The 16,296-nt window shown below is 72.4% G+C and carries 14 protein-coding genes; 8 read left to right on the top strand and 6 right to left on the bottom strand.

All coding sequences use genetic code 11. The features are described from left to right. Window positions 1–37 precede the first annotated feature (37 nt). Entirely contained in the window at window positions 38–775 is a 738-nt protein-coding gene (locus ACR80Q_RS03235) for an SDR family oxidoreductase (protein WP_435376129.1), read from the bottom strand. A gap of 82 nt (window positions 776–857) precedes the next feature. Continuing rightward, complete coding sequence (locus ACR80Q_RS03230) at window positions 858–2,495, bottom strand: cation:proton antiporter (RefSeq protein WP_435376128.1); 1,638 nt, start codon at window positions 2,493–2,495, stop codon at window positions 858–860. A 135-nt stretch (window positions 2,496–2,630) separates the two neighbouring features. On the opposite strand from ACR80Q_RS03230, the gene ACR80Q_RS03225 reads away from it, so the two are divergent. The 4 genes from ACR80Q_RS03225 (at window position 2,631) to ACR80Q_RS03210 (ending at window position 6,482) form a co-directional block, all read left to right on the top strand. Continuing rightward, entirely contained in the window at window positions 2,631–3,473 is an 843-nt protein-coding gene (locus ACR80Q_RS03225; RefSeq protein WP_435376127.1) for a nitrilase-related carbon-nitrogen hydrolase, read from the top strand. Between the two features lie 10 nt (window positions 3,474–3,483). Then, window positions 3,484–3,738, top strand: coding sequence for a phage baseplate assembly protein V (locus tag ACR80Q_RS03220; RefSeq protein WP_435376126.1), 255 nt, complete (start codon window positions 3,484–3,486; stop codon window positions 3,736–3,738). A 32-nt stretch (window positions 3,739–3,770) separates the two neighbouring features. Next, window positions 3,771–5,120 carry an aspartate aminotransferase family protein gene (locus ACR80Q_RS03215; protein ID WP_435376125.1) on the top strand — a complete coding sequence of 450 codons (1,350 nt, stop codon included), beginning with the start codon at window positions 3,771–3,773 and terminating at the stop codon, window positions 5,118–5,120. A gap of 102 nt (window positions 5,121–5,222) precedes the next feature. Further along, window positions 5,223–6,482 (top strand): AI-2E family transporter, encoded by a 1,260-nt coding sequence (locus ACR80Q_RS03210; protein WP_435376124.1) that lies wholly within the window; start codon window positions 5,223–5,225, stop codon window positions 6,480–6,482. Between the two features lie 40 nt (window positions 6,483–6,522). On the opposite strand, the gene ACR80Q_RS03205 is transcribed toward ACR80Q_RS03210, so the two are convergent. Together ACR80Q_RS03205 and ACR80Q_RS03200 are read right to left on the bottom strand one after the other, a co-directional pair. Then, entirely contained in the window at window positions 6,523–8,439 is a 1,917-nt protein-coding gene (locus ACR80Q_RS03205) for a glycerophosphodiester phosphodiesterase (RefSeq protein WP_435376123.1), read from the bottom strand. A 172-nt stretch (window positions 8,440–8,611) separates the two neighbouring features. Beyond that, a complete protein-coding gene (locus ACR80Q_RS03200; protein ID WP_435376431.1) occupies window positions 8,612–9,127 on the bottom strand; it encodes a VOC family protein in 516 nt (171 codons plus the stop codon). Here ACR80Q_RS03200 and ACR80Q_RS03195 point away from each other — a divergent pair. Continuing rightward, on the top strand, window positions 9,068–9,220 hold the full coding sequence (locus ACR80Q_RS03195; protein ID WP_435376446.1) for a hypothetical protein: 153 nt from the start codon (window positions 9,068–9,070) through the stop codon (window positions 9,218–9,220). The genes ACR80Q_RS03200 and ACR80Q_RS03195 overlap by 60 nt on opposite strands. A 120-nt stretch (window positions 9,221–9,340) precedes the next feature. On the opposite strand, the gene ACR80Q_RS03190 is transcribed toward ACR80Q_RS03195, so the two are convergent. Both ACR80Q_RS03190 and ACR80Q_RS03185 read right to left on the bottom strand, forming a co-directional pair. Next, a complete protein-coding gene (locus tag ACR80Q_RS03190; protein ID WP_435376122.1) occupies window positions 9,341–10,318 on the bottom strand; it encodes a bile acid:sodium symporter family protein in 978 nt (325 codons plus the stop codon). Beyond that, window positions 10,315–12,090 carry an AMP-binding protein gene (locus tag ACR80Q_RS03185; protein WP_435376121.1) on the bottom strand — a complete coding sequence of 592 codons (1,776 nt, stop codon included), beginning with the start codon at window positions 12,088–12,090 and terminating at the stop codon, window positions 10,315–10,317. Before ACR80Q_RS03185 ends, ACR80Q_RS03190 begins: the two co-directional genes overlap by 4 nt. 169 nt (window positions 12,091–12,259) lie before the next feature. On the opposite strand from ACR80Q_RS03185, the gene hydA reads away from it, so the two are divergent. From hydA to ACR80Q_RS03170, 3 genes are read left to right on the top strand one after another with little or no spacing between them, the layout of a single operon-like run. Then, window positions 12,260–13,687, top strand: coding sequence for a dihydropyrimidinase (hydA, locus tag ACR80Q_RS03180; protein WP_435376120.1), 1,428 nt, complete (start codon window positions 12,260–12,262; stop codon window positions 13,685–13,687). Between the two features lie 10 nt (window positions 13,688–13,697). Beyond that, entirely contained in the window at window positions 13,698–15,185 is a 1,488-nt protein-coding gene (locus ACR80Q_RS03175) for a CoA-acylating methylmalonate-semialdehyde dehydrogenase (protein WP_435376119.1), read from the top strand. A 55-nt stretch (window positions 15,186–15,240) separates the two neighbouring features. Continuing rightward, window positions 15,241–16,251, top strand: a complete 1,011-nt coding sequence (locus ACR80Q_RS03170) for a TIGR03842 family LLM class F420-dependent oxidoreductase (RefSeq protein ID WP_435376118.1) — start codon at window positions 15,241–15,243, stop codon at window positions 16,249–16,251. Window positions 16,252–16,296 lie beyond the last annotated feature (45 nt).

The raw sequence follows: 16,296 nt of genomic DNA, 5'->3' as shown, positions 1-16,296 counted from the left end.
CCGCGGCCGTCACGCGTCGGTCCTGCCGTCCAGGGCGTCAGCTGCCCTGGCCCATGCTCCACATCGCCCAGGACTGGGTGCGCATCTCGCGCGGCTGCTGCAGCGTGGTGACGACGGCGTGGGCCACCATCTCCGGGCGCAGGTACTCCGCGAGCGACGGGTCGCCCTCGGTGCGGCCCTTGCCGATGGCGAACTCGGTCTCCACGCCCGCGGGGTTGATGGTGGTGACGCGGATGCCCTTCTCGCGCAGCTCCCGGTCGATCGACCCGGCGAAGCCCTGCTGCGCGAACTTGGTTCCCGCGTAGACGGCCTCGTCGGGCCCGCCGCGGAAGCTGGCCACGGACGCGACGATCACCACGTCGCCCGCCCCCGCCTCGAGCATGGTGGGCAGGGCGGCGCGGACGGTGAAGACGGTGCCGGTGAAGTTGGTGTCGACCATGGTGCGGATCTCGTCGTCGGTGCCGTCGAGCACCGAGCCGTAGGAGCCGATGCCGGTGTTGGCCACCACGGAGTCGAGCCGGCCCCAGGTGTCCAGGGCGGCCTGCACCAGGCGGGCGTTGTCGGCGGGCTCGCGGACGTCCATCTGGACCGGGACGACCCGGTCGGTGCCGAGCTCCTCGGCGAGCTCGGTCAGGCGCTCGATCCGACGGGCGCCGACGACGACGTTCGCGCCGGCGGCGACGAGGGCCTCGGCGACGGCCTTGCCGATGCCGGCGGAGGCTCCGGTGATGGCGACGACGGAGCCGGTCAGGTCACGGGGCTGCATGAGGGTCATGCCGCCACGCTAGCGAGGCCGACGGCTTGTCGCCCGGCAGCGCCGCGCGCGCCGCCGTCCCGGGCGGTGCCGCGCGGTCCCCTCAGGTGCCGCTGCTCGTGAAGCGCCGGGCGTCACCCTCGGCCGCGGCCGCGAACGGCCGCAGGACGAGGTCCGCACCGGCCTCGAGCAACCGGTCGTGGTCCAGGTCGAGGTGGGCCGTGACGGCGACCCGCCCCTCGTAGCCCACCTCGTCCAGGCCGTGCATCAGCGCCAGGTTGACGTCGCGCCCGGGGATCGTGCTCACGACCCATCGCACCGAGGCGAGCGGCAGGGACCCGGCCAGCTCCGGCTCCTCCGCGTCGCCGTACAGCGTCGACGCGCCCAGCGCGTCCATCCGGGTCAGCACGTGCGGGTCCGCGTCGACCACCAGGACGTCGGTCCCCGCCCCGACCAGCTCCTCGACCAGCCGGCCGCCGTAGCGGCCGGCCCCCAGCACCACCACCTCGGTCCCTGTCGGCTCGTGGCGCAGCCCCGCCTCCGCGTCGCGACCGTCCCGCTCGAAGACGCCCAGGACCGGGGAGAGCCACCGGAGCAGCCGGTGCGAGTACAGGATCATGTAGGTGGACACGCTGATCGTGACGACCCCGACGACGGTGATGAGGCTGACGGTCTCGTTGCCGATGTGACCCAGGCTGAGACCGAGCGCGGCCAGGATGAGCGAGAACTCGCTGATCTGCGCCACCGTCAGCCCGGCCAGGAAGCTGGTCCGCCGTCGGTAGCCCATCGCGCCCATGATCGTCAGGACGATGAGCGGGTTGCCCACCAGGACGAACAGGGACAGCACCACCGCAGGCAGCACCTGGTCGCCGGCCTGGGTGAGGTCCAGGCGAGAGCCGAGGTCGATGAAGAAGAAGAGGAGCAGGAAGTCCCGGAAGCTCACCAGGCGGGCCCCGATGGCCTCGCGGTAGGGCGTGGACGCCAACGACACACCACCCAGGAAGGCCCCGACCTCGGCGCTGAAGCCGAGCCAGTCCCCGACGGCGGCCAAGGAGATTCCCCACGCCAGGGCGAACAGGACCAGCAGCTCCTTCGAGCGCGCCAACCAGCCGAGCACCGCCGGGAGGACGAACCTCATGGCGAGGGCGATCACCGCCAGGAACAGCAGGCCGCGTCCCGCGGTGAGCGCGAGCTCGGTGGCCAGGTCCCCCTCCCCCGTCCCCCCGAAGGCGGTCAGGGTGATCATCACGACCACGACCACGATGTCCTGCACGATGAGGAAGCCCACGGCGATCCGACCGTGCAGCTGGTCGATCTCGCGCTTGTCGCTCAGCAGCTTGACGATGATGATCGTGCTGGAGAACGTCAGCGCCACGGCCACGTAGAGGGCGGCCACCAGCGACAGGCCCAGCGCCAGCCCGAGGCCGAAGCCCACGACCGAGGTGAACACCACCTGCCCGAGCCCGGTCGCCAGGGCCACGGGCCCCGTCGTGCGGATCAGGTGCAGGTCGAGCTTGAGCCCCACGAGGAAGAGCAGGATCGCGATCCCCAGCTCCGCCAGCAGCACGACCTCCCCGCCGCCGTCGGTGGCGTCGACCCAGCCCAGCACCGTGGGACCGACGAGGATCCCCACCGCGATGAAGCCGATGATGAGCGGCTGCCGGAGCCTGACCGACAGCGAGCCGACGGCTGCGGCCACCGCGAGCAGGGCCGCGACCATCCAGAAGACCTCGTCGGTCACCGTGGTCGCCTCTCCGTCGTCGTGGGACGTCCTCCGGGCACCGTATCGGCCCCTGGGCCCCGGCCTTTACGAGGGCGGCCCGCTCACCTACCGTCAGGCGCTCCGGAGCAGGTCCAGACCCATCGGAGGAGTCCCATGTCCCGCGTCGTGCGTTCCGCCATCGTCCAGACCGCGTGGACGGGCGACAAGGAGTCGATGCTCGACCGGCACGAGAAGCACGCCCGCGACGCCGCGGCGCAGGGGGCGCAGGTGATGTGCTTCCAGGAGCTGTTCTACGGCCCCTACTTCTGCCAGGTGCAGGAGACGGAGTACTACGACTACGCGGAGGCCGTCCCGGACGGGCCCACCGTGCAGCGCTTCTCGGCCCTGGCCAAGGAGCTCGGCATGGTCATGGTGCTGCCGGTGTACGAGCGGGAGGCGGCCGGGTTCCTCTACAACACCGCGGCGGTCGTCGACGCCGACGGCACCTACCTGGGCAAGTACCGCAAGCACCACATCCCCCAGGTCAAGGGGTTCTGGGAGAAGTTCTACTTCCGCCCCGGCAACGTGGGCTGGCCCGTGTTCGACACCGCCGTCGGCAAGGTCGGGGTCTACATCTGCTACGACCGGCACTTCCCCGAGGGGTGGCGCGCGCTCGGCCTGGCGGGGGCGGAGATCGTCTTCAACCCCTCCGCCACCTCGCGCGGGCTGAGCAACTACCTGTGGAAGCTCGAGCAGCCGGCCGCGGCCGCCGCGAACATGTACTTCGTCGCCGCGATCAACCGGGTGGGCGTCGAGCCGCTGGGTGACGACGACTTCTACGGCACCAGCTACTTCGCCGACCCGCGGGGCCAGCTGGTGGGCGAGGCGGCGTCGGGGCACGAGGAGGAGCTCGTGGTCCGCGACCTCGACCTGTCGATGATCGAGGAGGTCCGCAACCAGTGGGCGTTCTACCGGGACCGCCGCCCCGACGCGTACGGCCCCCTGGTCCAGGGCTGAGCGTCGCGCCGTGGCGGCAGAGCTGGTCGGGGTGTACCGCGGCATCGTCCGGGCCGGCGCCGACCCGTCGGGGGCCGGTCGGCTGCTCGTCCTGGTGCCCGACGTGCTGGGGCTCGACGCGGTGTGGGCGCAGACGTCGCACCCGGTGCCCGGCCTGACCGCCGGCGCCGTGGCGGTCCCGCCGGAGGGGACGCGCTGCTGGGTGCAGTTCGAGGCCGGGGACCCGGCGCGGCCCGTGGTGACCGGCTGGTCCTGGGCGGGCTGACGCGGACCGGCTCGCTGGCCTACCGTCCACTCATGACGACCACCCACCCGGCCGGCCACGTCGAGACCTCCACCCCCGGCGACGGCGCCGGTCGCGAGGCCACCGAGGGCCTGCTGGCTCGCCACCGAGCCGTGACGCCCGCCTGGCAGGCGCTGTACTACGCGGACCCGATCGCGCTGAGCCACGGCGAGGGCCGGCACGTCTGGGACGTCGAGGGCAACCGCTACCTCGACTTCTTCGGCGGGATCCTCACCACGATGACCGCGCACGCGCTGCCCGAGGTCACGGCGGCCGTGCAGGAGCAGGCCGGCAAGATCCTGCACTCCTCGACGCTGTACCTGAACGAGGAGACGGTCGAGCTGGCCGAGCGGATCGCCGAGCTGTCCGGCATCCCCGACGCCAAGGTGTTCCTCACCCCGTCGGGCACCGAGGCCAACGACGCCGCCCTGCTCATGGCCACCGTGCACCGGCGCAGCAACCAGGTGCTGGCGATGCGCAACAGCTACCACGGCCGGTCGTTCTCCACGATCGGCATCACCGGCCACCGCTCCTGGAGCCCGACCTCGTTCTCGGGTCTGCAGACCACCTACGTCCACGGCGGCTACCGGCTGCGCAGCCCGTTCCGGGACCTGCCGGACGGCGAGTACACGGCCGCCTGCGTGGCCGACCTGCGCCAGCTGCTGGACATGGCGACCTCGGGCGACGTGGCCTGCCTCATCGCCGAGCCGATCCAGGGCGTCGGCGGGTTCGCGACGCCGCCGGACGGCTTCTTCGGCGCCATCAAGGAGGTCCTGGACGCCCACGGCATCCTGTTCGTCTCCGACGAGGTGCAGACCGGCTGGGGCCGCACGGGCGAGCACTTCTGGGGCTACCAGGCGCACGGCATCACCCCCGACCTGCTGACCTTCGCCAAGGGGGTCGGCAACGGCCTGCCGCTGGGCGGGGTCGTCGGCCGCGCCGAGGTCGTCGACGCCATCACCGGCAACCACATCTCGACGTTCGGCGGCTCCCCGCTGGTGTCCGCGGGCGCCAACGCCAACCTGAGGTACCTGCTCGAGCACGACCTGCAGGGCAACGCCAAGCGCGTCGGCGACCGGCTGCGCGCCGCACTGCAGCCCACGGTCGAGCAGACCGGCTGGATCGCCGAGATGCGCGGCCGTGGCCTGATGCTGGCCCTGGAGTGCGTCGTCCCCGGTGGCATCGAGCCCGACCCGGCCCGCGCCGCGGCCCTGCTGGAGGCGACCAGGGCGCGGGCGCTGCTCGTCGGCAAGGGCGGGCTGTACGGCAACGTCGTACGGATGGCGCCCCCGCTGACCCTCACCGAGGCCGAGGCCGACGAGGGCGCCGAGCTGCTGCTGGACGCCATCCACGCCATCGGCTGAGCGTCCGTCGGACCCGCCTGCCGGAACCGCCGGGGCCTCGAGGCGTGGGACGGGCCAGGACGGGGTAGTCCCTGGGGACGCCCCCGTGACCATGGAGGTCCCATGCCCCGCCCTGTCGACCAGCGCCCCCAGGGGCTGCTGAGCCCGCTGCCGGGGTGGTTGCGGCGGACCGTGGCGTTCGGCGTGGCCGTGCTCGTGGTCCTGCTGCTGGGCAGCCTGCTGGTCTCCGCCATGCTGCAGATCGGGCTGGTCAGCTTCGCGCTGCTGGCCGCGGTGCTGCTGGCCGCCCTGCTGGCGCCCCTGTCGGAACGGCTGCGTCGCTCGGGGCTGCCGGGCGCCCTGGCGGCCCTGGTCAGCATCCTGGTGCTGCTCGGCATCCCCACCGGCATCGGGGCGCTGATCTTCTCCAGCGTCGCCGACCAGGTCGACGAGCTGGGTCCCGCCCTGCTCGAGGCGGTCGACGGCATCCGCGGCTGGCTCGAGGACGGCCCCCTGGCGATCGACCCGACCGTCATCGACGACCTCACCGGGTCGGCGGCCGGCGCGGCGGAGGAGGCGGCACCCGGCGCCGTCGCGGGCACGACCACCGTCGCCCGGGGTCTGATCGGGGTGGTGCTGACCGTCTTCGCCGTGTTCTTCCTCGTCAAGGACGGCCGCCGGATGTGGGAGTGGCTGCTGCGCTGGTTCCCGCGGGGGGAGACCCGCGACAAGGTCGACGGCAGCGGGCGGGTCGCCTGGACAACGCTGACCAGCTACGTCCGCGGGACGGCTCTGGTCGCTCTCGTCGACGCCGTGGGGATCGGTCTGGGCCTGGTCGTCCTGGACGTGCCGCTGTGGCTGTCGCTGGCGCTGCTCACCTTCGTCGGCGGGTTCGTGCCGATCATCGGCGCGTTCGTGGCCGGTGTCGTGGCCGTGCTCGTGACCCTGGTGACCAACGGCCCCACGGACGCGCTCATCATCCTGGTCGTCGTCGTCGTGGTGCAGCAGGTCGAGAGCAACCTGCTGCAGCCGCTGATCATGGGCCAGGTCATCCGGCTGCACCCGCTGGTCATCGCGTGCGCGGTGACGGCGGGCACGCTGGTGCTGGGCGTCGCCGGGGCCGTCATCGCGGTGCCCGTCGTCGCGGTCGTCTACCGCGTCGTCTCGTTCCTGAGCGGCCACGACGAGGCGGAGGAGGCCGCGGCCGCCCGCGAGACCGGTCCGGGGACCGATGCGAAGCTCGGTCCGGATGTCGGTCCGGAGGTCGGTCCGCAGGGCGGTCCGGAGGTCGCCGACGAGCGCACGGCCGACGCGGCCCCCTCGAGCGGGCACCACGGCGAGGACCCGGTGCCCGTCGCACCGGCCCGGCCGGCAGGCGCGTGACCCCGGCCCGCGCCGCCGCGGACCGGGGTCGAGCCGCGGCTCAGCCGGCGGCGAGGGCCCTCGCGTCGGCGGCCACCGTGGTCATGGTCGCCGCGTCGAGCTGACGCCCGGCGGCCTGCTCGGCCCGGCGCGCCATGCCCTCCAGGTCACCGGCCGCGAGCCGGCCCAGCAGGCCGGCCACCGCGGCGTCGCCGTCGCCCCGCACCGGCTCGGCGCCCAGCACGAGCGCGGCCAGCCCGGCCTCGGTGGGCACGACGACGAACGTGCCCGTGGTCTCGACCTCACCGCCCGGGCCGGAGGCACGCGCGGTCAGCACGTGCTCGCCCAGCGCGAGCGTGGTCAGGTCGAGAGGCGTCCCGACCTCGACGGGCTCGCCGTCCAGCGTCAGCTCCACCTGATCGGCCTCGGTGGCGGCCACGGCGAGCACCGGACCCTGCTCACGCCCCAGGTCGGACCCGTCGGCCGGTGACGTGACGGCCACCGCCGGGGCCGGTGCCGGCTCCTCGGCCTGCTGGACCAGCCGCGAGCTCCAGCCGACCAGGGCGCCGGGTCGGTCGGTGATGATGCCGTCGACCCCCAGGCCGACCAGCGTCGCCCACTGGGCGGGAGTGTTGACCGTGTAGGGCATGACGGCGACGCCGGCCTCGTTGAGGGCCTCGACCGCCCCGGGCCGCGCGGCGAGGGCACCGGCGGACGGGTTGTAGGCCACCACGTCGTACTGCCGCGCGGTGGCGACCGGGTCGGGGTCCAGGGCGCCGCGCAGCAGGCCGAGCGCGATGTCCGCGTCGGCGGCGCGGGCGTAGGTCAGCACGTTCGTGTCGAAGCTCTGCAGCAGGACCTCGTCGACCATGTCGCGCTCGCGGACCAGCGCCAGCATGGCCTCGACCTGGGCGGCGGTCTCGGGGCCCTTGACCTCCAGCAGCAGGGTCGAACCGCTGCCCCGGACGGCGTCCAGGGCCTGCGCCAGGGTCGGCACGGGCTCGCCGACGAACGCCGGCGCGAACCAGGAGCCGGCGTCCAGACCGGCCAGGTACTCCGTCGACAGCCCGGCGACGTCCCCGGTCCCGTCGGTGGTGCGGTCCACCCGCTGGTCGTGCATGAGAACGGGTACGCCGTCCGCAGTGGTGTGCGCGTCGATCTCGACGTACTCCGCCCCGGAGCGGATCCCCTGCTCGATGGCGGTGAGCGTGTTCTCGGGGGCCACGGAGGAGTAGCCACGGTGGGCCACGACGGCGGGCGGGGCACCGTCGGGGCGGACCAGGGTGGGCTCGGGCAGCTCGGTGACGACGACGTCGTCGAAGGCGACGCGCGCGCCGTTGACCACGAACCCGAGCCCGCCGTCGTCGCTGCGGCGCAGGCTGCTGGTCTGGAGGACCAGCGTGCCGTCGTAGTACCAGCGGGCCTGACGGCCCTGGACCTCGACGGCGACCCGCACGTCGCGCCCGGTGCCGGCGGCCGTCGGTGCGGCGGCCGTGACGGGGACGTTCCAGGTGTTGGCGGCGGTCCGCTCGGCGAACTCGATGCCGTTGGCGGCCGTGGTCTGCGAGCGCATCGTGGCGATCCACCAGGGGACCGAGCCGTCGGCGGCCAGGTCCAGGCCCAGCGCGGCCCAGCGGCCACCGTTCTCCACCGTGTCGAAACGCACCGTCGCCTCGAACCGGAAGTTGTCCAGGTGCTCGCCGAACGTCAGCCGCGAGAGCCGGCTGCCGGTGGAGGTGCCGACCAACCGGCCGTCGACGACCTCCCAGGTGCCGTCGACCGGCCGCCAGCCCTCCGGGACGGCCCCGTCGGAGAAGTCCTCGCTGAGCACGGGCGTGGCCTCGTCGACCATGGCGCCGGAGGCGGGGCCGACGGCGAGCAGGCCGGTGGTCGCCACCGCCACCGCGGCCAGCAGCGCGAGCGGACGGACGGGTCGGATGGGCAGGAGGCCTCGGCCTCGGGAGGGGGACGGAGTCATGAGACCGGACGCTAGGAACGCCCCGTGAATGGATGAGATACGGACAGTGACTGCACCGTTGACCGCTGCGGGCCATCCGGCGACGGGGCGATGGCCGTCCGACGACCTCCGAGGGTCCCCGGGGTGGCGATCAGGGGAACCGCGGGTGACGACCGCGGCGTGACCTGCGACGTCAGCCGGTCGGGGCCTCCACCCACGTGACCAGCTGCAGGACGACCCCGCTGGGGTCCATCACCTGCAGGTAGCGCTCCCCCCACGGCTCGGTCTCCGGCGGGGTGAGCACCGGGGCGCCCGCAGCGAGGCGGTCGTGCTCGGCGTCGACGTCGGGCACGACGAAGGCCAGCAGCAGGCCGTCGGCATGGTGCCCGCGCATGCGGTCCGGCTTGAACGAGTTCAGGCCGCGAGGCGACGAACGGACCGACCAGCGGACCGCCCAGCGACGAGCAACCTCCCCAGGGGCCGAGAACGCCGTCGACCCCGCGTGTCGTGTCGCTGGACGGTACGGCCGAGCGGCGGCGGCCCCCCGGCTGGCGGGCGGCCACCGAGGCGCACGCCCGACGGGAGTGGGCCCTGCACCTGGCCCACCCGTGGCTGGCCCGGGTCGCCACCACCCGGCCTGCTCGACGTGATGGGTCCGGAGCAGTTCCCGCTGGCCTCCCGCGTGGGCACCGCGGCCGGCCGGGCGCACGGCGGGGCGCACAGCGCCGGGCACGCGTTCGAGTGGGGTCTGCTGCGGGTGCTCGACGGCCTGGCCGAGCTGGTCGACCACGAGCCGGCCTGATTCCTTCACGACGACACCGGCCCTGTCCGCGGGCGCCGACGCGACCCGACGTACCGCCCCGCTCTCCCCCGCCTGGGTGCCCGGGTCCCGGAGCCGAGCCTCGCCCGGGCGCGCGGGGAGTCAGAGCAGGCTCGGGATCTTCTGCTCCTCGGCGACGTTGGCGCGGCGGAAGCGCAGCGTCACCGCAGTGGCGATGAGCACGATGAACACCGAGTACAGCGCCGGTACCAGCAGCAGCGTGCCCAGGACGGGGCTGTCCGGGAACGACAGCAGGATGATCGCGATGGCGAGCGGCCCGTTCTGGATGCCGGTCTCCAGGGCGACGGTCCGGGCGTTGGCCGGGTGCAGCCGGATCGCCTTGCAGATGACGTAGGCGACGGTGATCCCCCCCAGCCCGAGCAGCAGGGAGACCGCGTACACCTGCCAGGGCGTGATCACGAGCAGGAACCAGTTGCGGGGCACCCACGTCACGAGCAGGAACACGATGAAGAACACGCCGACCAGCCCGCCCATGAGCTCCAGCACCGCGCCGATGTTGGCGCTGTAGCGGCGGATGGTCATGCCGATCACCACGGGGACGAGCAGGACCACCAGGGTGACGACGACGTTCTCGATCGGGATCTGCAGGTCGGAGTCGGCCGGCAGGAAGCGGCCGCCGTACAGCAGCAGCGCCAGCGGCGTCATCACCAGGGCCCACAGCGTCGAGTTGGTCGTCATGATGACGCTGAGGGCCAGGTTGCCCTTGGAGAAGTACGTGAAGATGTTCGACGTCGTGCCCGCGGGGACCGACCCCATGAGCAGCGCACCGATGGCGACCGGGACCGCGTACTCCTCCGGCAGGGGCAGGACGAACACGAGGACGAGGACGAAGGCCAGGAACGGCATGATGCCGAACTGGGTCAGCCACCCGATCACCAGACCCTGCGGGCGCTTGAGCGCCGAGAGGAAGTCACGCGGTGTCAGGCCGGCGCCGAGGCCGAACATGATGACGAACACCAGGGCGATGAGCACCACCTGCTCGAACTCGGTGACGACCTCGTGGTCCGCGGGCGGCCCCGTGATCCCCGCGGCGACCGCGAGGGCGCCGACGCCGGTCATGACCGACCTGCCTGCGGAGCGTCTCCCGGTGCCGGGAGCGAGGCCGGCTGCGGCTCGTCGCGCAGCTGTCTGCGCAGGATCTTGCCGACGTTGCTCATGGGCAGCTCGTCGCGGAACTCCACGCCCCGCGGCACCTTGTAGGCGGCGAGGTGCTCGCGGCAGTGCGCCAGCACCTCGGACTCGGTGGGGCCCCGGTCGTCGGCGACGACGTACGCACGCACCGACTCACCGGAACGTGCATCGGGCACGCCCACGACCGCGGCCTCCTGGATCCCCGGCAGGTCGGTCAGGCAGGCCTCCACCTCGGAGGGGTACACGTTGAACCCGCTCACGAGCACCATGTCCTTCTTGCGGTCGATGATGCGGAAGAACCCGTCGGCGTCCATCTCCGCGACGTCGCCGGTGAACAGCCACCCGTCCCTGATCGTCGCGGCGGTGTCGTCCGGACGCTGCCAGTACCCCTTCATCACCTGGGGACCCCGGGCCACGAGCTCGCCCGACTGTCCCGGACCGAGCCTGGTGCCGTCCTCGGCGACGCACCGCACCTCCGTCGAGGGCACGGGGATGCCGATCGTCCCGTCCTTGACGGTGCCGCCCAGCGGGTTGAACGTCAGCACCGGCGAGGACTCGGTCAGCCCGTACCCCTCGACGATCGGCGTCCCGGTCACCTCGCGCCACCGCTGCGCGACCGGGACGTGCAGCGCCATGCCGCCCGCCGCGGAACCGCGCAGCGTCCGCGGTGGGTGCTCGACGAACCACCGCTCGTTGAGCAGGGCGTTGAACAGGGTGTTGACGCCGGTGAGCCACGTGATCGGGTAGTTCTCGAACGCCCGCTTGAGGGTGCTCGGGGGCCGTGGCGAGGGGATGAGGATGTTGCGCCCGCCCATGGTGTGGAAGCCCAGCAGGTTCACCGTGAACGCGAAGATGTGGTAGAGCGGCAGGGCCGTGAGGACAGTCTCCTTGCCCGGGCGGACGTGCGTCCCGAGCATCTCGAGCATCTGCAGCGTGTTGGCGACCAGGTTGCCGTGGGAGAGCATCGCGCCCTTGGACACCCCGGTGGTCCCGCCGGTGTACTGCAGCGCCGCGATCGAGTCGAGGTCCACGTCCGCCAGGTACGACTGGAGGTCCACGCGCCCGACATCCCCGCTGCCGGCGTCCCCGCTGCCGAGCCGCTCACGTCCCTGGGCGAGAGCCGACCGCAGCGTGGTGTGGTCGACGGTGACCGGCGGGAGCGTGCGCTGCCAGTACCGCTGCGTGGCACGGATGATGCCGTTGACGACCGTCGGGAAGAACGCGGAGACCGGCACCGTGACGACGGTCCCCAACGACGTCCGCGGCAGCACCTCGGGCAGCCGGTCGGCGAACACGTCGCTGATGAACAGCGCCCGGGCACCGGAGTCCGCGAACTGGTGGACCATCTCCGAGCGGGTGTAGAGCGGGTTGGTGTTCACCAGCACGCACCCGGCCTTGAGGATCCCGAAGGCGACGACCGGGTAGCTCAGGCAGTTCGGCATCTGCACGGCGACGCGGTCGCCCACCTGCAGACCGACGACCTCGCGCAGGTACACGGCCACCTCGTCGCTCATCCGGTCGACCTCGCGGTAGCGCAGCGACCCGTTCATCCCGTTGGGCATCACCTGGGTGAACGCGACGTCGTCGGCGTACTCGCGCGCCGAGCGCCGCAACAGCTCCGGCAGGTTGCGTTCGGCGACGTCACCGATGTCCGGCCTGGTGCCGTCCGGGTAGCGCTGCACCCAGGGGAACTCGGTCATGGAGGCCGCATCCTCGTCACGACGGGGCACGCCATCGGCCCGTGTGCACGGAGTATTCCACGCACGGGCGGCCCCGACCGAGGACTCCGGCAGAGCAGCGCGACCCTTTACCCCGGCCCGACCCTGGCCTAGCGTCGACGGTTCCCCCGGACGCGAGGAGCCGCACACCATGTCTGCAGCCACCAGGACCCTGATCAGCAACGGCACCGTCGTCAGCGCGACCGGCGCCATCCCCCACGACGTGCTCGTCGAGGGCGAACGCGTGGTGGCGCTGCTGGCCCCTGGCACGGCCGAGGCGACCGGCATCACCGCGGACACCGTGATCGACGCCTCCGGCTGCTACGTGGTGCCGGGCGGGATCGACGCCCACACCCACATGGAGATGCCGTTCGGCGGCACGCAGGCCAGCGACACCTTCGAGACCGGCACCCGGGCCGCCGCCCACGGCGGGACCACCACGATCATCGACTTCGCGGTGCAGACGGCGGGCAACGACGTCCGCGCCAGCCTGGACACCTGGTACGGCAAGGCCGACGGCAGGTGCGCGATCGACTACGCCTTCCACATGATCATCGGAGGGGTCGACGACTCCAGCCTCAAGCTGATGGGCGACCTGGTCGCCGAGGGCATCACCAGCTTCAAGCTGTTCATGGCCTACCCGGGCGTCTTCTACTCCGACGACGGGCAGATCCTGCGGGCCATGCAGCGCGCGGCCGAGCTCGGCGCGATGATCTCGATGCACGCCGAGAACGGCATCGCCATCGACGTGCTCGCCGAGCAGGCCGCCGCCCGCGGCGAGACCAGCCCCGTCAACCACGGCCTCACCCGGCCCGCCCGGCTGGAGGGCGAGGCCACGTTCCGCGCCATCCAGCTCGCCCTCGTCGCCGGGGCGCCGGTCTACTTCGTCCACCTGTCCAGCTCCGAGGCGCTGGAGCAGGTGAGCCGGGCCCGCGCCGAGGGCCACAACGTGTTCGCCGAGACCTGCCCGCAGTACCTGTACCTGACCCTGGAGGACCACCTCGACGCCCAGGGCGAGGACGGGTTCGAGGGCGCCAAGTACGTCTGCTCGGCCCCGCTGCGCAGCAAGCACGAGAACCACGGCCGGGACCTGTGGCGGGGCCTGCGGACCAACGACCTGTCCATCGTGGCCACCGACCACTGCCCGTTCTGCTTCAAGGACCAGAAGGAGCTCGGCCGCGACGACTTCCGCGCCATCCCCAACGGCATCGGCGGGGTCGAGCACCGGATGGACCTGATCTACCAGGGCGTGGCCACGGGTGAGATCAGCCTGGAGCGCTGGGTCGAGACCTGCTCCACGACCCCGGCCCGGATGTTCGGTCTCTACCCCCGCAAGGGCGTCATCGCCCCGGGCGCCGACGCCGACGTCGTCGTCTACGACCCGAACGCCCTGACCACGATCAGCGCCTCGACCCACCACATGAACATGGACTACTCGGCCTACGAGGGGTTCCAGGTCAGCGGGGGCGTGCGGACGGTGATGTCCCGGGGCAGCGTCGTGGTCGACCGGGGTACGTTCCACGGACGCGCCGGCCACGGGCGGTTCCTGCCCCGTGGGCTGAGCACCTACCTGCGCTGAGGAGCAACCGATGAAGCGGATCTCGCACTGGGTCGACAACGGCACCGTCGCCGGCACGTCCGGGCGCACCTCGCCCGTCACCGACCCCGCCACCGGTCAGGTCACGGCCGAGCTCGACCTGGCCACGACGGCCGAGGTCGACGCCGTGGTCGCCTCGGCCAGGGCGGCGTCCGTCGATTGGTCCCAGACCTCCATCGCCCAGCGCACCCGGCTGATGTTCCGCTTCCGCGAGCTCGTCGAGGCCAACCGCGACGAGATCGCCCGACGGCTGTCCAGCGAGCACGGCAAGGTGCTGGCCGACGCGGGTGGCGAGGTGGCCCGCGCGCTGGAGAACGTCGAGTACGCCTGCGGCCTGGCCGAGCTGCTCAAGGGTGGTTACTCCGAGCAGGCCTCCGGCGGGGTCGACGTCTACTCGATCCGTCAGCCGCTGGGCGTCGTGGCCGGCATCACGCCGTTCAACTTCCCGGCGATGGTGCCGCTGTGGATGATCCCCAACGCCGTGGCCTGCGGGAACACGTTCGTCCTCAAGCCCAGCGAGAAGGACCCGTCGGCCCCGATGTTCGTCGCCGAGCTGTTCGCCGAGGCGGGTTTCCCGCCCGGGGTGCTCAACGTGGTCAACGGTGACGCCGACGCCGTCAACCACCTGCTCACCCACCCCGACGTCGCCGCCGTCAGCTTCGTGGGCTCCACGCCGATCGCCCGGCACGTGTACGAGACCGGGACCCGGGCGGGCAAGCGGGTGCAGGCGCTCGGCGGGGCCAAGAACCACATGGTCGTGCTGCCCGACGCCGACCTCGACCTGGCCGCCGACGCCGCGGTCAGCGCCGCCTACGGCTCGGCCGGCGAGCGCTGCATGGCGATCAGCGTCGTGGTCGCGGTCGGTGACGTCGGCGACCCGCTGGTCGACGCCATCGCCGCCCGGGTCGACAAGCTCACCATCGGCCCGGGCGACGACCCGGACTCCCAGATGGGCCCGCTCATCACCCGCGAGCACCGCGACAAGGTGGCCGGCTACGTCGAGGCCGGGGCCGCGGCGGGTGCCCGGGTGGTCGTGGACGGCCGGGACCGCGAGTTCGACGGCGACGGCTTCTTCCTCGGCGTCACGCTGCTGGACCACGTCACCCCCGACATGACGGTCTACACCGACGAGATCTTCGGCCCGGTCCTCGTCGTCGTCCGCGCCGACACCTACGCCGACGCCGTCGGGCTGGTCGAGGCCAACCCCTGGGGCAACGGCGCGGCGATCTTCACCCGTGACGGCGGGGCCGCGCGACGGTTCCAGCACGAGGTGACCGCGGGCATGGTCGGCATCAACGTCCCCATCCCGGTGCCGGTGGGCTACTACTCCTTCGGCGGCTGGAAGGACTCCCTGTTCGGGGACACCCACATGTACGGCCCCGAGGGGATCCACTTCTGGACCCGCGGCAAGGTCGTCACCAGCCGCTGGCCGGACCCGGCCACGTCGGCCATCGACCTCGGCTTCCCCCGCAACGACTGACCTGACGCACCGACTGCCCCGACCGAGCCCGCCCGACTGAGAGGCACACACCCCGATGGACCTCGGCCTCGTGCTGCAGAACGACCCGCCGGCCTGGCGGGTCGTCGACCTGATGCGCCGCGCGGAGACGCTGGGCTTCAGCCACGGCTGGACCTTCGACTCCCACGTGCTGTGGCAGGAGCCGTACGTCGTCTACAGCCAGATCCTGGCCGCCACGCACACCATGGTCGTCGGGCCGATGGTCACCAACCCGGGCACCCGGGACTGGACCGTCATCGCCAGCCAGCACGCCACCCTCAACGACATGTTCGGCGAGCGCACGGTCTGCGGGATCGGCCGTGGGGACTCCGCGATGCGGGTCATCGGCAACAAGCCCTGCACCCTGGCGCAGGTCCGCGAGTCGATGGCCGTCATCAAGGGCCTGGCCGAGGGGCGCACGGTCACCCACAACGAGACCGAGCTGTCGTTCCCGTGGCGGGCGGGCGGGCACCTGCCCGTGCTCATGGCCGGCTACGGGCCCAAGGCGCTGCAGCTGGTGGGCGAGCAGGCGGACGGGTTCATCCTGCAGCTCGCCGACCCGTCGATCGCCGAGTGGACCATCGGCGCGGTGCGGGCCGCCGCGGCCGCCGCCGGGCGGGACCCGGACTCCCTCTACGTCGTGGTCGCCGCACCCGCCTACGTGGGGCCCACGGAACGGCTGCCGCAGATGCGCGACCAGGTCCGGTGGTTCGGTGGCATGGTCGGCAACCACGTCGCCGACCTGGTCTCCCGCTACGGCGAGAGCGGTGCGGTCCCGCAGGCCCTCACCGACTACATCAAGGGGCGTGAGGGCTACGACTACGCCCAGCACGGTCGGGCCGGCAACACCCACGCCGACTTCGTCCCCGACGAGATCGTCGACCGGTTCTGCCTGCTCGGCCCCGTCGAGGCGCACCTGGAGCGGCTGCAGCAGCTGCAGGACCTGGGCGTGGACCAGTTCGCGCTCTACCTGATGCACGACGAGCCGGAGTCGACCCTCACCGCCTACGGCGAGAAGATCGCCCCGGTGCTGCGCCGCAGCTCGTAGCACCCGCAACGCGAGGACCGCCGAGCCCCGGTCGGAGCGGGTGAT

It is taken from the genome of Aquipuribacter aurantiacus, assembly GCF_051216895.1.
In the GTDB taxonomy this organism is placed as follows: Bacteria; Actinomycetota; Actinomycetes; order Actinomycetales; family JBBAYJ01; genus Aquipuribacter.
The sequence above is the reverse complement of the archived record's forward strand: the minus strand, read 5'-3'. Positions and strand labels throughout refer to the sequence as shown.

Excerpts from the sequence above, each read along its gene's own strand:
- ACR80Q_RS03235 (WP_435376129.1), bottom strand. The coding sequence starts at position 775 with ATGACCCTCATGCAGCCCCGTGACCTGACCGGCTCCGTCGTCGCCATC.
- ACR80Q_RS03225 (WP_435376127.1), top strand. The coding sequence starts at position 2,631 with ATGTCCCGCGTCGTGCGTTCCGCCATCGTCCAGACCGCGTGGACGGGC.
- ACR80Q_RS03215 (WP_435376125.1), top strand. The coding sequence starts at position 3,771 with ATGACGACCACCCACCCGGCCGGCCACGTCGAGACCTCCACCCCCGGC.
- ACR80Q_RS03210 (WP_435376124.1), top strand. The coding sequence starts at position 5,223 with ATGCCCCGCCCTGTCGACCAGCGCCCCCAGGGGCTGCTGAGCCCGCTG.
- ACR80Q_RS03205 (WP_435376123.1), bottom strand. The coding sequence starts at position 8,439 with ATGACTCCGTCCCCCTCCCGAGGCCGAGGCCTCCTGCCCATCCGACCC.
- ACR80Q_RS03195 (WP_435376446.1), top strand. The coding sequence starts at position 9,068 with ATGGGTCCGGAGCAGTTCCCGCTGGCCTCCCGCGTGGGCACCGCGGCC.
- ACR80Q_RS03190 (WP_435376122.1), bottom strand. The coding sequence starts at position 10,318 with ATGACCGGCGTCGGCGCCCTCGCGGTCGCCGCGGGGATCACGGGGCCG.
- ACR80Q_RS03185 (WP_435376121.1), bottom strand. The coding sequence starts at position 12,090 with ATGACCGAGTTCCCCTGGGTGCAGCGCTACCCGGACGGCACCAGGCCG.
- hydA (WP_435376120.1), top strand. The coding sequence starts at position 12,260 with ATGTCTGCAGCCACCAGGACCCTGATCAGCAACGGCACCGTCGTCAGC.
- ACR80Q_RS03175 (WP_435376119.1), top strand. The coding sequence starts at position 13,698 with ATGAAGCGGATCTCGCACTGGGTCGACAACGGCACCGTCGCCGGCACG.
- ACR80Q_RS03170 (WP_435376118.1), top strand. The coding sequence starts at position 15,241 with ATGGACCTCGGCCTCGTGCTGCAGAACGACCCGCCGGCCTGGCGGGTC.